We start from the raw sequence: 13,375 nt of genomic DNA, 5'->3' as shown, positions 1-13,375 counted from the left end.
CCGAGTCTACCGGTGTCGGGCCGTCAGGCCCGGTACACCAGTGCCGTGGCCACGGCGGAGACCCCCTCGCCGCGGCCGGTGAAGCCCATGCCGTCGGTGGTGGTGGCGGAGACGGAGACCGGGGCGCCGATGATCTCGGACAATCGCTGCTCGGCCTCGGTACGGCGCGGCGCCATCTTGGGCCGGTTGCCCACCATCTGCACGGCGGCGTTGCCGATCGCCCAGCCGTGCTCAGCGAGTTCGGCGACCGCCTCCCGCAGGAGTCGCTCGCCGGAGACGTCGTCGTACTCGCTGCGCCCGGTGCCGACCAGCGTCCCGAGGTCGCCGAGCCCCGCCGCGGAGAGCAGCGCGTCGACCAACGCGTGGGCCACCACGTCGCCGTCGGAGTGCCCCTCGCAGCCGCTCTCGTCCGGGAAGTGCAGGCAGGCCATCATGCAGGGCTTGCCGGGTTGGACCTGGTGGGCGTCGGTGCCGATGCCCACACGGGGGATCACGGGCTGGGTCATCGTCTACTCCTGGGGGCCGGGTCGATGCTGCGGGGCGTCGGGCTCGGGCCGGTAGGGCGCCCAGCCGAAGGTCATCGTCTGCGGGCCGTCCGAGAGGCTCCGTTCGGACAGCAGCTGTATCTCTGCCGTCATGCGGTCGCTCGCGGTGGTGACCTTGAACGCCATCGCATCACCGTCCACGGTGGCCACGCGACGTCCGAGCCGCTCGACGAGGCCCGCGTCATCGGTGGCCACGTCCCCGGCCGCGTCGTAGGCCGCCAGCAGCACCGCGGGCGCGAAGCCCTGAGGGGTCTGGACCGCGCGCAGTGCCGAGCGGTCGGGGGTGCCGACCACGTACCCGTCGTCGTCGACCTGCTTGACGGTGTCCACCACCGGCAGGACGGGTACCACCGCCGCCTCCCCCGCCCGGACGGCCCGGACGACGCGTCGCACCGGCCCGGCAGGCGTGAGGCACCGCGCCGCGTCGTGCACCAGCAGGACGTCGTACACCGCCGCGCCGGCATCCCCGTGGGTGGCGGTCAGCGCCGCGAGCCCGTTGCGCACGGAGTCGGTGCGCTCCGCGCCCCCGGTGGTGACGACGACGAGGTGGTCATCGTCCCGGAGCCGGGCGAGCATCGACTCGGCTTCCCGCACGCGGTCCGACGGGACCACCACCACCACGTCGTCGACGGCCCCCGAGGCCAGCAGACCGGCGACGGCCCGCTCCAGCATCGTCCGGCCGTGGAGTTCGACGAAGGCCTTGGGCAGTCCCGCGCCGAGCCGGAGCCCGGAACCGGCCGCGGGAACGACGGCGGCCACCCTGCCCGTGGGGGCGGGGTGGCCGTCCGGACCGTGTCCGGTCACTCCGACGGTCGCGTCACGCCGGTGCGGCGGAGCCCAGGACCTCGCCGAGGAGGGCGTCAGCGCGCTCCTCGTCGGAGCGCTCGGCGAGCGCGAGCTCCCCGACGAGCACCTGGCGCGCCTTGGCGAGCATGCGCTTCTCGCCCGCGGACAGGCCACGATCGAGGTCGCGACGCCAGAGGTCGCGCACGACCTCCGCGACCTTGTTGACGTCACCGGAGGCGAGCTTCTCGCCGTTGGCCTTGTAGCGACGCGACCAGTTGGTGGGCTCCTCCGCGTGCTCGGTGCGCAGGACCTCGAAGACCTTGTCCAGGCCCGCCTGGTCCACCACGTCGCGCACGCCCACGTACTCGGCGTTCTCGGCCGGTACCTTCACCGTGAGGTCGCCCTGTGAAACCTTGAGGACGAGGTATTCCTTCTCGGTGCCCTTGACCGTCCGCATCTCGATCGCCTGGATGGTGGCGGCGCCGTGATGCGGGTAGACGACGGTGTCGCCGACCTTGAACTCCATGAGTGGCTTTCCCCTTTCGACCGCCCTATCTTAGCACGCCCTCAGTGCAGGCGTTTTCCGTTTGCGCAGGTCAGCAACGTGTACAGGCTGAAGAGCGAATCCCACGGGTGTGAGGGGGCCACTCTGACGCCGGTCTGGACGGGCCGTGGACTACGATGAGACCGGCCTGAGAGACGACCATCCCCGAGGAGCCTGACGTGACTTCACCGAACACCGGCCTGCGCCGCACCGCGCTCGTAGTCCTGGCCGTGGGCGCCGCCCTCGGGGCGTCGGCCTGCAGCGCCGGCCAGGTATCCCAGACCGCCAACCAGGTCGCCGCGGTCGACGGTGGACGGGGTTCCGCGGGCGACCTGCACGTCAACGACCTGCAGGTGGTCGTCCCCGAGAACGGTGGCGAGGCCCGCGTCGGATTCGTCGCCTCGTTCACCGGCTACGGCCTCGGCGAGGCCGTCTCCCTCGATCAGGTCGAGATCGACGGCACCCCGGTCCAGCTCGGCGAGACCCGGCCGCTGCAGCGTGGCTGCACGATCGTCGTCGACGCGACCGAGGGCGCAGAGCCCGCCCCCGCACCGGAGGGCGTCTGCGTCGAGCAGACCACCGCGACCCTCCCCTCGGCCGACGACCTCGACGTCGGGGTCTCCGTGCCCGCCACCGTGAGCTTCTCCAACGGCGACCGGATCGAGACCGAGGCCGCCGTCGTGGGCGAGCTCGTCGAGGCCGGCGAGTACACCCGTCCGACGGAGTACGCCGGCGAGTCCGAGGAGCACTGACACGTCCGCCCTCTCCGCCCGCTCGGCCGACGGTTCACCGGTCGACCCCGACATGCGGGCCGTCCTGCGGCGACTCGCCCCGGGCACCCCGCTGCGTGACGCACTCGACCGGATCCGCCGTAGCGGCACCGGGGGGCTCGTGGTGCTCGGTGACGATCCCGCCGTCCGGGCCATCTGTGACGGCGGCGTCGACCTCGACGTCGAGTTCGCGCCCGCCCGACTGCGGGAACTGAGCAAGATGGACGGCGCCGTCGTGCTGTCCACCGATGGCTCCCGGATCACCCGCGCCAACGTCCACCTGGTCCCCGACCCGTCGCTGCCGGCCGTCGAGACGGGCACCCGTCATCGCGCCGCCGAGCGCACGGCGCTGCACACCGGCGTCCCCACGGTGGCCGTGTCGGCATCGATGACCACGGTGACCGTCTACGCCGGCGGACTGGCCCGGGTACTGGCCGACCCGGTGGTCCTGCTGGCCCGGGCCGACCAGACGGTCGCCACGATGGAGCGGCACGGCGCCCGCACCGCCCGTGCCCGCGCCCGGCTCGACCGGGCGGAGATGGGCGACTACGCCTCGGTGCGCGACGTCGTGACCATGGCCCAGCGCCTGCTCAGGCTCGAACGCCTGGGCGCCGAGCTCGCCGAGCTCACGGTGGAGATGGGCGAATACGGGCGCCAGACCACCCTGCAGCTCGAGGAGCTGCTCTCCGACACCCCCGATGAACTGTGGGGCCTGGTCGCGGATCACCTCCGCGTGGAGGCCGTCGACGGCGATGCACGCCCGATACCGACACCGGAGCAGGTCACGGCCGGGCTCGAGCGACTGGCCGCGTTGACCGACGCCGACCTGCTCCTGTCCGCGCCCGTCGCGCGCTGCCTGGGGCTACCGGCCGAGCCCGAGGACCTGGACGAGCACGTCACCGCCCGCGGACACCGCATGCTCGCGCACATCCCTCGCCTGCGGCCGGTGCAGATCACGGCGCTGGTCGAACGTTTCGGATCGGTGCCCGCACTGCTGGCGGCCGAGCAGTCGGACTTCGCCGACGTCGAGGGCGTCGGCGCGCTGTGGGCCCGCCACGTCCGGCAGCGCCTCACCGGCCTGGGCACCGGCTGACGACCACCGCGGCGCCCCATCGCTGCGGCGCGGACCCGGTCAGGACCCGGTCAGGACTCGGGGGCCTCGACCACGTTGAAGGTGGAGGCCGGGCTGAAGACGTTCCCGACCAGTGCGTACACCTGGTAGGCGCCGACCTCGACCGGCGTCCGGTCCGACTCGGAACACGCGCCCTCGGCGGACCGTCGGCCGGTCCAGTCGATCTGACGCGGCTCCGGCTCATCGGGGCGCAGCTCGACCTGGTCCTCCTCGCGCGGCGTGGTGCAGTCGATGCTCGACCACACCTTGGAGTTGTCGTCGAGCCGGTAGACCTCGAACGACAGCGGCGCCTCCGACAGGTCCCGGTCGCACGTGGTGTCCGAGACGTTGACGATGTTGACGAAGAAGCGCACGTCGGAGCCCACGGGCACGTTGGGCACGGCCGGCCACACGTCCAGACGGAGATCCTCGTCCGCGCACCGGCCCCGCGAGGCGCCTCCGTCGTCGTCCCGCTCGGTGGTCGCGGAGGTCGACGTCTCCGAGGTCTCGACGGCCCCGGTCGTGCCGTTCTCCCCGCCCGCGGCGGTCTCCTGGGTGTCAGTCCCGCTGTCGCGGGAGGCGAGGAACAGCGCGAGCACCACCACGACCACGGCGATGACGGCGACGACGACCGCGGCGACGCGGCGACGCACATAGACTTCGCGCGGTAGGGGGCCCTGGGGTTCCTGCACGGGTCCAACTCTAGAGCCGCGCGGGTGCCCCACCTGCCCGTCGGCGCGGCGTGTCCCTCAGACCGGGTGGCCGCCGGGCCGCCGGAGGGCGTCAGATCGCGACCATCTCCTCGCCGGGACCGCGCGCGACGTCCTCCACATCGCCGAGGACGCTGCGCAGGTAGGCGCGGCCGTCGGAGAGCTTGTAGGTCACCCCGACGATCGCGAGCTCGCCGCTGTCGATCCGGTCGCTGATGATCTTGGAACGCTGCTGCAGCAGCTCGCCGGTCTCGAGCACGTGGCGTGCCTCGAAATCGTCGATGCTGCTGAGCCCCTCGCGACGCCCGTTGAGGATCGACGGGGACACCTTCTCCACCACGTCCCGGAGGAAACCGGGCGGGATCTCCCCGGTCGCCAGCGCGTCCACCGTCGCCTTGACGGCGCCGCAGCTGTCATGGCCGAGCACCACGATCAGCGGCGTGTCCAGCACGTGGACGGCGTACTCGATCGACCCGAGCACCGCGGTGTCGATGATGTGGCCGGCCGTGCGGATGACGAAGAGGTCACCGAGCCCCTGATCGAAGATGATCTCGGCCGCCACCCGGGAGTCCGAACACCCGAACAGGACCGCCTTCGGGTGCTGCGCGGCGACGAGCTGCTCGCGACGCTGGGTATTCTGGCTGGGATGACGCATCTCGCAATCGACGAAGCGGTGGTTGCCGTCACGGAGCGAGGCCCATGCGCTGATCGGGTTGGTATGAGGCATGGCTCATATTGTGCCCCGCCGACCCAGGAAGACTCGCGTTGACCTCTCTCGACACCTCCGCACTCCTCTCCTGGTTCGCCCGCGCCGGCCGCCCACTGCCGTGGCGCGGTGGGCAGGTTGGCGCATGGGAGATCCTGCTCTGCGAGGTCATGAGCCAGCAGACGCCCGTCGCCCGGGTCGAGCCCGTCTGGCGGGCCTGGCTCGACCGCTGGCCCGGCCCCGCGGAACTCGCCGCCGCCGCCCCGGCCGACGTGATCCGCATGTGGGGCAAGCTCGGCTACCCCCGCCGCGCGCTACGGCTCCGCGAGTGCGCCCTCGCCGTCGTCGACCTCCACGACGGTCGGGTCCCCCACGACGTCGACCAACTGCTCGCGCTGCCGGGCGTCGGCGACTACACCGCGCGCGCGGTCGCCTGCTTCGCGTACGGGCGGCGCGTCCCCGTGGTCGACACCAACGTCCGGCGGGTCGTCGCGCGCGCCGTGCGCGGCGTCGCGGAGGCGGGGCCCCCGTCGACGCGACGCGACCTGGCCGCCGTCGAGGCGCTGCTGCCGGACGACCGCGAGCGAGCCGTGGCGTTCTCCGTGGCCGTCATGGAGCTCGGTGCGCTCGTGTGCACTGCCCGGACCCCGCGCTGCGACGACTGCCCCCTCGCCCCCACCTGCGCATGGCTGGCCGCGGGCCGACCCGAGTGGGACGGCCCGCGGCGCAAGGTGCAGACGTTCGCCGGCACCGACCGGCAGGTGCGGGGGCTGCTGCTGGACGTCCTGCGCGACGGCGACGGCACCGCCGCCCGCAGCGCCCTGGACGCGGTGTGGCCCGACGCGACCCAGCGCGACCGGGCACTGGACTCGCTGCTCGGCGACGGGCTCGTCTTCCGCGTCGGCGAGCACTACTCACTTCCCGCGTAGGCCCGCCTCGGTAGGCTCGGCCCATGGCCGTCGTGAAGATCAATGCCCTGAACGTCCCGCCGCAGGCCGGCGCCGAGCTCGAGCGCCGCTTCTCCGAGCGGGCGCACACCGTCGAGAACTCGCCCGGGTTCCTCGGTTTCCAGCTGCTGCGCCCCACCGGCGGCGAGACCCGCTACTTCGTGGTGACGACCTGGGAGGACGAGGAGTCCTTCGCCGCGTGGCGTGACGGTGACGCCCGGGCCGCCCACGCCGGCGAGCACGGCAAGCCCGTCGCCGAGGGCGCGAACCTGCTGGAGTTCGACGTCGTGATGGACGTCAAGCCCTCCGCCTGACACCCTCCGCCCGACACCCTCCGCCCGACACCGCCGCCCCGTTCCCGAGCGGGGGAGAACGAGAACGACCCCCGCCTCAGGGCGGGGGTCGTTCTCTGCGTCACCCGCTCGGGCTCTGCGTCAGCCGCTCGGGGCGGATCGGCGTCCGGTCAGGTGGTGGCGGGAGCCGCCCCGCCGCCCGAGCCCGAGGGCCCGCCGGTGGAGCCGCCACCGAAGCCACCGGACGTCGGCGGCAGCGAGTCACCCGGGCCGGCCTCGCCGGTGGGCGCGACACTGGCCGTGATCTCCTCGCCCTCACGGTCCGTGGGGGCGTCGGGACGCGGGGCGCCCGAGAAGGTGAACTTCGCGTCCTCGGTCTTGTCGGACTCACCGTCCCAGCCCTCGACGTCGACCGTGACCAGCTCGCCGGCCGCGACCTCGCCGAAGAGGATCTTCTCCGAGAGCGTGTCCTCGATCTCGCGCTGGATGGTGCGACGCAGCGGCCGCGCACCCAGGACCGGGTCGAAGCCCCGCTTGGCCAGCAGCTGCTTGGCCCGGTCGGTGACCTCGATGGTCATGTCCTTGGCCTTGAGCGCCACGCCCACACGGCTGACCATGAGGTCGACCATCTGGACGATCTGCTCCTGCGTGAGCTGGTGGAACACGACGATCTCGTCGATACGGTTAAGGAACTCCGGGCGGAAGTGCTTCTTCAGCTCGTCGTTGACCTTCTGCTTCATCCGCTCGTAGGCGTCCTCGGTGTTGTCGGAGGACTGGAAGCCCATCCCGACGGCCTTGGAGATGTCCCTGGTCCCGAGGTTCGAGGTGAAGATCAGCACGGTGTTCTTGAAGTCCACCATGCGTCCCTGACCGTCGGTGAGACGGCCGTCCTCCAGCACCTGGAGAAGGGTGTTGTAGATCTCGGAGTGGGCCTTCTCGATCTCGTCGAACAGGACCACCGAGAACGGCTTGCGCCGCACCTTCTCCGTGAGCTGGCCACCCTCCTCGTAACCGACGTACCCGGGGGGCGCGCCGAACAGCCGCGAGGCGGTGAAGCGGTCGTGGTACTCACCCATGTCGATCTGGATGAGCGCGTCGTCCTCGCCGAACAGGAAGTTCGCCAGGGCCTTGGACAGCTCCGTCTTACCGACACCGGACGGGCCGGCGAAGATGAACGAGCCCGAGGGGCGCTTGGGGTCCTTGAGCCCCGCACGCGTGCGGCGGATCGCCCGCGAGACCGCCTTGATGGCGTCCTCCTGGCCGATGATCCGCTTGTGCAGCTCGTCCTCCATGCGGAGCAGACGGGTGGTCTCCTCCTCGGTGAGCTTGAAGACGGGGATACCGGTCCAGTTGCCCAGGATCTCGGCGATCTGCTCCTCGTCGACCACGGCGGCCACGTCCATGTCGCCCGCGCGCCACTGCTTCTCGCGCTCGGCACGCTCGGCGATGAGCTTCTTCTCCGTGTCCCGCAGTCCGGCGGCCTTCTCGAAGTCCTGCGCGTCGATCGCGGACTCCTTCTCACGGCGCGCGTCGGCGATCTTCTCGTCGAACTCGCGCAGGTCCGGCGGAGCGGTCATCCGCTTGATGCGCATGCGAGCACCGGCCTCGTCGATGAGGTCGATGGCCTTGTCCGGCAGGAAGCGGTCGTTGATGTAGCGATCCGCCAGCTGGGCCGCCGCGGCCAGGGCCGAATCCGTGATGGTGACCCGGTGGTGGGCCTCGTAGCGGTCCCGGAGTCCCTTGAGGATCTCGATGGACAGCTCGACGCTCGGCTCGGGCACCTGCACCGGCTGGAAACGACGCTCGAGCGCCGCGTCCTTCTCGATGTGCTTGCGGTACTCCTCGAGCGTGGTGGCACCGATGGTCTGCAGCTCACCGCGGGCCAGCTTGGGCTTGAGGATCGACGCCGCGTCGATCGCGCCCTCGGCGGCACCGGCCCCGACGAGGGTGTGGATCTCGTCGATGAACAGGATGATGTCGCCGCGCTGGTTGATCTCCTTGAGGACCTTCTTCAGGCGTTCCTCGAAGTCACCGCGGTACCGGGACCCGGCCACGAGCGAGCCGAGGTCCAGCGAGTACAGCTGCTTGTCCTTGAGGGTCTCGGGGACCTCGTTGTTGACGATGGCCTGCGCCAGGCCCTCGACGACGGCGGTCTTGCCCACGCCGGGCTCACCGATGAGCACCGGGTTGTTCTTGGTGCGCCGGGAGAGCACCTGCATGATGCGCTCCACCTCCTTGGCGCGACCGACGACCGGGTCGAGCTTGCCCTCCATGGCGGCCTGGGTGAGGTTGCGACCGAACTGGTCCAGGACCGTCGACGACGACGGGGTCCCGGCCTCGCGGCCACCGGAGCCGGCGGGCGTGCCCGAGGCCTCGGCCTCCTTGCCCTGGTACCCGGACAGCAGCTGGATGACCTGCTGGCGCACCCGTGTGAGGTCCGCGCCGAGCTTGACCAGCACCTGGGCGGCGACGCCCTCGCCCTCACGGATGAGGCCGAGCAGGATGTGCTCGGTGCCGATGTAGTTGTGGCCGAGCTGCAGTGCCTCGCGCAGGCTCAGCTCCAGGACCTTCTTGGCCCGCGGCGTGAACGGGATGTGCCCGCTGGGCGCCTGCTGGCCCTGGCCGATGATCTCCTCGACCTGACTCCGCACCGCTTCCAGCGAGATCCCGAGGGACTCGAGGGCCTTGGCGGCCACTCCCTCGCCCTCATGGATGAGACCCAGCAGGATGTGCTCGGTGCCGATGTAATTGTGGTTGAGCATCCTGGCCTCTTCCTGGGCCAGGACGACGACGCGACGCGCGCGGTCGGTAAACCGTTCGAACATCGTGCTACCTCACATTCCTCGGTTTTTCACCACTGTAGTGGCCGGTTCTGACGCTCTGCACCGCAGGAGCAGCACGAGGCCCGTCACCAGTGTTCAACGCGGCAGGTCGGGGAACGATTGCATGATCGTGTACGCCGTCAGCGAACGCCCCGCATCGGGCCGGATCCCCGGCCACTAGGGTCATCGCCATGAGCAACGCGATCGGCGGCCGGCCGGCGTGAGCGCGTTCGATCTCGACCGCATCGGCCGCGGGCTGCCGTTCGCCCGCGCCCTGCCCGCCCTGCGGGACGCCCTCGCCACGGTGGGCACGGCGGTGGTCCAGGCACCGCCCGGCACCGGCAAGACGACACTCGTCCCGCCCGCGGTCGCCGACGCGGTGTCGGGACGGGTCGTCGTCACCCAGCCCCGACGGGTCGCCGCCCGCTCGGCGGCCCGGCGGCTGGCCGCCCTCACGGGGACCGAGACCGGCGGCGTGGCGGGTTACACGGTCCGTGGGGACTCGCGTGTCGGCAGGGACACCCTCGTCGAGTTCGTGACGCCGGGGGTGCTGGTGCGCCGGCTGCTCGCCGATCCCGACCTGCCCGGTGTCGGGGCCGTGGTGCTCGACGAGGTCCACGAACGCGACGTCGAGTCCGACCTGGCCTTCGCACTGCTGTGTGAGGTGCGGCAACTGCGCGACGATCTGCCGGTGGTGGCGATGTCCGCGACGGTGGAGGCCGGGCGCTTCGCCCGGCTGCTCGGCGGCGGGGCCGGGGCCCCGGACACCGCGGCGCCGGTCGTCGACGTCCCTGCGGAACCGCACCCCCTGGAGATCCGGTACGCCCCGCCGCCGGCGGCCCGCCTGGACGCCCGCGGGATCACCAACGCCTTCCTGGACCATGTGGCCGCGGTGACGGCGCGCGAGGTCGCCGCGAGTGGCGTCGACGCACTGGTGTTCCTGCCGGGTGTGCGCGAGATCGAGCGGGTCGTGCGCGCGCTGTCGGGGAGGTCGGGCGACGCGGTCGAGGTCCTGCCGCTGCACGGCGGGCTGGACGCCGCTGCGCAGGACCGGGCGGTCTCGGGTTCCGGGAGACGGACCGGGCCGGGCGACGCGGTGCTGCCGCGGATCGTGGTGTCGACCGACCTGGCGGAGTCCTCGCTGACGGTGCCCGGGGTACGACTGGTGGTGGACGCGTGCCTCAGCCGCGAACCGCGCCGGGACACCGCGCGGGACATGACCGGGCTGGTGACGGTCTCGGCGTCGCGGGACTCGTGCGTCCAGCGCTCCGGACGGGCCGCCCGGCTCGGCCCCGGTGTGGCGGTGCGCTGCCTGACGGAGCAGGAGTACTCACACCTGCCCGACCACCGCACCCCGGCGATCGCGACGTCCGACCTGACGACGTTCGCGCTCGATGTGGCCTGCTGGGGTGCTCCCCGCGGCGAGGGGCTGGCGCTGCCCGATCCGCCGCCGTCGGGGGAGATCGCCCGCGCCGAGGCGGTGCTGCACGGCCTGGGCGGGGTCGACGACGACGGCCGCGTGACCGACCGCGGGCGCGACCTGGCACGGGTGCCGGCCGATCCGCGTCACGCCCGGGCGCTGCTCGACGGCGCGGGGCTCGTCGGGGCGACGACGGCCGCCGAGGTGGTCGCGATGCTGGCCTCGGGTCGGCGCTCGCCCGGCGGCGACCTGGTCGCGGACCTGCGGGCGCTGCGATCGGGACGGGCGCCGGACGCCTCGTCGTGGGAGCGGGAGGTCCGCCGCCTCGAGCGGATCGCGCGGGGCGGCCGCGGTGACGGGCGTAGCGGGCGCGGCCAGCCGGGAGGAGGGATCCCGCTGGCGGACGCCGTCGGGACGGTCGTGGCGCTCGCCCACCCGGACCGCATCGCGCGCCGACGCGGCGACCAGTACACCTTCGCCTCCGGGACCGGCGCGGTGGTGCCGCCGGGTTCCGCACTGGCGGGCCACGAATGGCTCGCGGTCGCCGAGGTCGGTCGCGCCTCCGGGCGTGCGGCGGGAGAGGCCGGCGCGGTGATCCGCGCGGGCGCCGCCGTGGACCGGCCGACCGCGGAACGTGCGGCGTCACACCTCCTCGACGACGACGAGACGGCCGTCTTCGACAGTGGTTCGGTGGCGGGGCGACGCATCCGGCGGCTCGGCGCGATCGAGCTCTCCTCCACACCGGTCCGGCCCTCCCCCGCGGCCGCCGGACGGGCGGTGGCGGCGGTGGTCCGGGCCGGCGGACTCGCCGCGCTGGGTCCCGACGACGACGCGGTCCGGCTGTGGCGCCGTCTCGGGCTCGCACACCGGGAGCTCGGCCCGCCGTGGCCGGACGTGTCCGCCGACGGGCTGGCGGAGCGGCTGGACGACTGGCTCGGTCCGGAGATCGACGCCCTCGCCCACGGCTCCCGGCTGGCGGGACGGGACCTCGGACCGGCGCTGCGCCGACTGCTGCCCTGGCCCGAGGCCGGTCGGTTCGACGAGCTGGTGCCCGACCGCCTGCAGGTGCCCTCCTCGTCGTCGTACCGCGTCGACTACCCGGAGGTCGGGTCCGATGACCCGCCGGTGCTGGCGGTGAAGTTGCAGGAGTGCTTCGGCTGGACCACCTCCCCCCGCGTCTGCGACGGCCGGGTGCCCGTGACCGTCCACCTGCTCTCGCCCGCCGGCCGGCCGCTCGCGGTGACACGGGACCTGGCGTTCTTCTGGCGCGAGGCCTATCCCGGGGTGCGCGCGGAGATGCGGGGGCGGTACCCCAGGCACCCGTGGCCGGAGGATCCCATGTCCGCCGAGCCGACCCGCCGGACGAACCGGCGGCGGTGACCGACGGCGGTGACCGGCGGCGGTGACCGGCGGTGGATCCCCGGGCGATCCGGGACTAGGATGTGACGTACACCACAAGTGCACGTCCGTGCCGGAAGGGTGATCGACATGACCGCGTACACGCCTCGCGCGCCCCACCGCGAGGACCGCTCCGAGACGTCCCCCTCCCACGACGGGCTCATCCCGCACGTGCGGAACCGGATCGGCGCCCTCATCGCGGTGGCGGGCCTCGGAGCGGCGCTGCTCAGCCTCTACCTCCCCTGGCTCTCCGCCGACGGGGGCGGACAGATCACGGCGATCGGCATCACCGAGATCATCGACGTCCGTGGCGTCGCCCCGGTCCTCTTCCTCGGGCTGGTCCTGATGTCCTTCCTGGTGGTGGTGACCACGGTGACCCGACTCGGCGCCTTCGCCTACGCGAGCGCGATCGTGGCGCTGGCCGTGCTGGCCGCCCACCTCGCATTCGTGTGGACGCTCGGTACCTCCACCGGCAGCGCGGACCCGATCCTGGCGGGGCTGCCGTCCGACGCATCCGTGATGTTCGGCCCCTACGTGGCCGCGCTGGGGTTCGTCCTCGTGGCTGCCGGGTCCGTATGGGCGGCCCGCGCCGCCGACTACCTCTTCCCGGACGTCGAGGCGGGGCGACACCTCCGGGACTGAGCGACGCCGGCCGACGCGGGCCCGCCGCATCGGGTGGATGCACTGACGGTTCGGGCATATCATCAGGTCAGGACCACACTGGCGGCCCTGCGTCGCCGAAAGGCGATCCTCATGGCCGCGTACACACCTCCCCCACCCCACCGGATCCCCCTCCCGACGAGGACCCCCACCCGGACCAAGGTCATATCCCGCGGCCGAAGCCGGCTCTGCGCGCTGGTGGAGGTCGGAGGCCTGGCCGTGGCCCTGCTCAGCCTCTACCTGCCCTGGTTGAGCACCGGGCGGGGAGAGCAGATCACCGCGCTGGGGATCACCGACCTCATCGACGTCCGCAGCGTGGCACCCGTGCTCTACCTGGGCCTGGTGGGAATGCTCCTGTTGGTGGCGGCGACCGCCGCGACCCGACTGGGCGCGTTCGCACTGGCGGCCGCGGTGGTGGCGTCGGGCGCCCTGGTCGGACACCTCGCGTTCGTGTGGATCCTCATCGCCTCCACGGGGGAGGCGGAACCCATGCTGTCCGGCCTGCCGTCGGACGCGTCGGTCACCTTCGGGCCCTACGTGGCGGCCCTGGGCTTCGTCACGGTGGCGGCGGTGTCGGCCTGGGCCGCCCTCACCGCCGAGTACGTCCACCCGGACCCCGGTTCGGGCCACCGACCGATGGACGCGCAGGTGATCTAGTACGGG

At 72.5% G+C, this 13,375-nt stretch carries 13 protein-coding genes; 7 read left to right on the top strand and 6 right to left on the bottom strand.

What is annotated here, in order from left to right; genetic code table 11:
• Positions 1 to 23 precede the first annotated feature (23 nt).
• The 3 genes from ispF to NR111_RS04240 are packed head-to-tail and all read right to left on the bottom strand — an operon-like array spanning position 24 to position 1,857.
• Complete coding sequence (gene ispF, locus NR111_RS04250) at positions 24 to 506, bottom strand: 2-C-methyl-D-erythritol 2,4-cyclodiphosphate synthase (protein WP_256820020.1); 483 nt, start codon at positions 504 to 506, stop codon at positions 24 to 26.
• A 3-nt stretch (positions 507 to 509) separates the two neighbouring features.
• Positions 510 to 1,349, bottom strand: a complete 840-nt coding sequence (gene ispD, locus NR111_RS04245; protein WP_256820019.1) for a 2-C-methyl-D-erythritol 4-phosphate cytidylyltransferase — start codon at positions 1,347 to 1,349, stop codon at positions 510 to 512.
• Between the two features lie 13 nt (positions 1,350 to 1,362).
• On the bottom strand, positions 1,363 to 1,857 hold the full coding sequence (locus NR111_RS04240) for a CarD family transcriptional regulator (RefSeq protein ID WP_067711635.1): 495 nt from the start codon (positions 1,855 to 1,857) through the stop codon (positions 1,363 to 1,365).
• Between the two features lie 197 nt (positions 1,858 to 2,054).
• On the opposite strand from NR111_RS04240, the gene NR111_RS04235 reads away from it, so the two are divergent.
• Together NR111_RS04235 and disA are read left to right on the top strand one after the other, a co-directional pair.
• Positions 2,055 to 2,627: a hypothetical protein gene (locus NR111_RS04235; RefSeq protein WP_067711632.1), complete on the top strand. Its 573-nt coding sequence runs from the start codon at positions 2,055 to 2,057 to the stop codon at positions 2,625 to 2,627.
• A 52-nt stretch (positions 2,628 to 2,679) separates the two neighbouring features.
• The gene (gene disA / locus NR111_RS04230; RefSeq protein WP_256820018.1) at positions 2,680 to 3,738 is read left to right on the top strand and encodes a DNA integrity scanning diadenylate cyclase DisA; all 1,059 of its coding nucleotides are present in this window, start codon (positions 2,680 to 2,682) and stop codon (positions 3,736 to 3,738) included.
• Positions 3,739 to 3,788: 50 nt separating this feature from the next.
• Here disA and NR111_RS04225 read toward each other — a convergent pair whose 3' ends face one another.
• Together NR111_RS04225 and NR111_RS04220 are read right to left on the bottom strand one after the other, a co-directional pair.
• On the bottom strand, positions 3,789 to 4,448 hold the full coding sequence (locus NR111_RS04225) for a hypothetical protein (RefSeq protein ID WP_256820017.1): 660 nt from the start codon (positions 4,446 to 4,448) through the stop codon (positions 3,789 to 3,791).
• Positions 4,449 to 4,539: 91 nt separating this feature from the next.
• Positions 4,540 to 5,193: a carbonic anhydrase gene (locus NR111_RS04220; RefSeq protein ID WP_067711624.1), complete on the bottom strand. Its 654-nt coding sequence runs from the start codon at positions 5,191 to 5,193 to the stop codon at positions 4,540 to 4,542.
• A gap of 38 nt (positions 5,194 to 5,231) precedes the next feature.
• Here NR111_RS04220 and NR111_RS04215 point away from each other — a divergent pair, with 38 nt between their 5' ends.
• Entirely contained in the window at positions 5,232 to 6,101 is an 870-nt protein-coding gene (locus tag NR111_RS04215; RefSeq protein WP_256820016.1) for an A/G-specific adenine glycosylase, read from the top strand.
• Positions 6,102 to 6,124: 23 nt separating this feature from the next.
• A complete protein-coding gene (locus tag NR111_RS04210; protein WP_067711618.1) occupies positions 6,125 to 6,433 on the top strand; it encodes an antibiotic biosynthesis monooxygenase in 309 nt (102 codons plus the stop codon).
• A gap of 149 nt (positions 6,434 to 6,582) precedes the next feature.
• Here NR111_RS04210 and NR111_RS04205 read toward each other — a convergent pair whose 3' ends face one another.
• Positions 6,583 to 9,237, bottom strand: coding sequence for an ATP-dependent Clp protease ATP-binding subunit (locus NR111_RS04205; protein WP_067711615.1), 2,655 nt, complete (start codon positions 9,235 to 9,237; stop codon positions 6,583 to 6,585).
• A 217-nt stretch (positions 9,238 to 9,454) separates the two neighbouring features.
• Here NR111_RS04205 and hrpB point away from each other — a divergent pair, with 217 nt between their 5' ends.
• The 3 genes from hrpB (at position 9,455) to NR111_RS04190 (ending at position 13,369) form a co-directional block, all read left to right on the top strand.
• On the top strand, positions 9,455 to 12,034 hold the full coding sequence (gene hrpB, locus NR111_RS04200; protein WP_256820015.1) for an ATP-dependent helicase HrpB: 2,580 nt from the start codon (positions 9,455 to 9,457) through the stop codon (positions 12,032 to 12,034).
• 108 nt (positions 12,035 to 12,142) lie between these two features.
• Positions 12,143 to 12,694, top strand: coding sequence for a hypothetical protein (locus NR111_RS04195; protein ID WP_256820014.1), 552 nt, complete (start codon positions 12,143 to 12,145; stop codon positions 12,692 to 12,694).
• A gap of 111 nt (positions 12,695 to 12,805) precedes the next feature.
• Positions 12,806 to 13,369, top strand: a complete 564-nt coding sequence (locus tag NR111_RS04190; RefSeq protein WP_067711607.1) for a hypothetical protein — start codon at positions 12,806 to 12,808, stop codon at positions 13,367 to 13,369.
• Positions 13,370 to 13,375: the final 6 nt, after the last annotated feature.

The sequence above is a fragment of the Dietzia sp. Die43 genome, assembly GCF_024519835.1.
GTDB classification, from domain to species: Bacteria; Actinomycetota; Actinomycetes; order Mycobacteriales; family Mycobacteriaceae; genus Dietzia; species Dietzia kunjamensis.
Note: the sequence above shows the minus strand (reverse complement) of the source record. Positions and strands in the feature narration are given on the sequence as shown.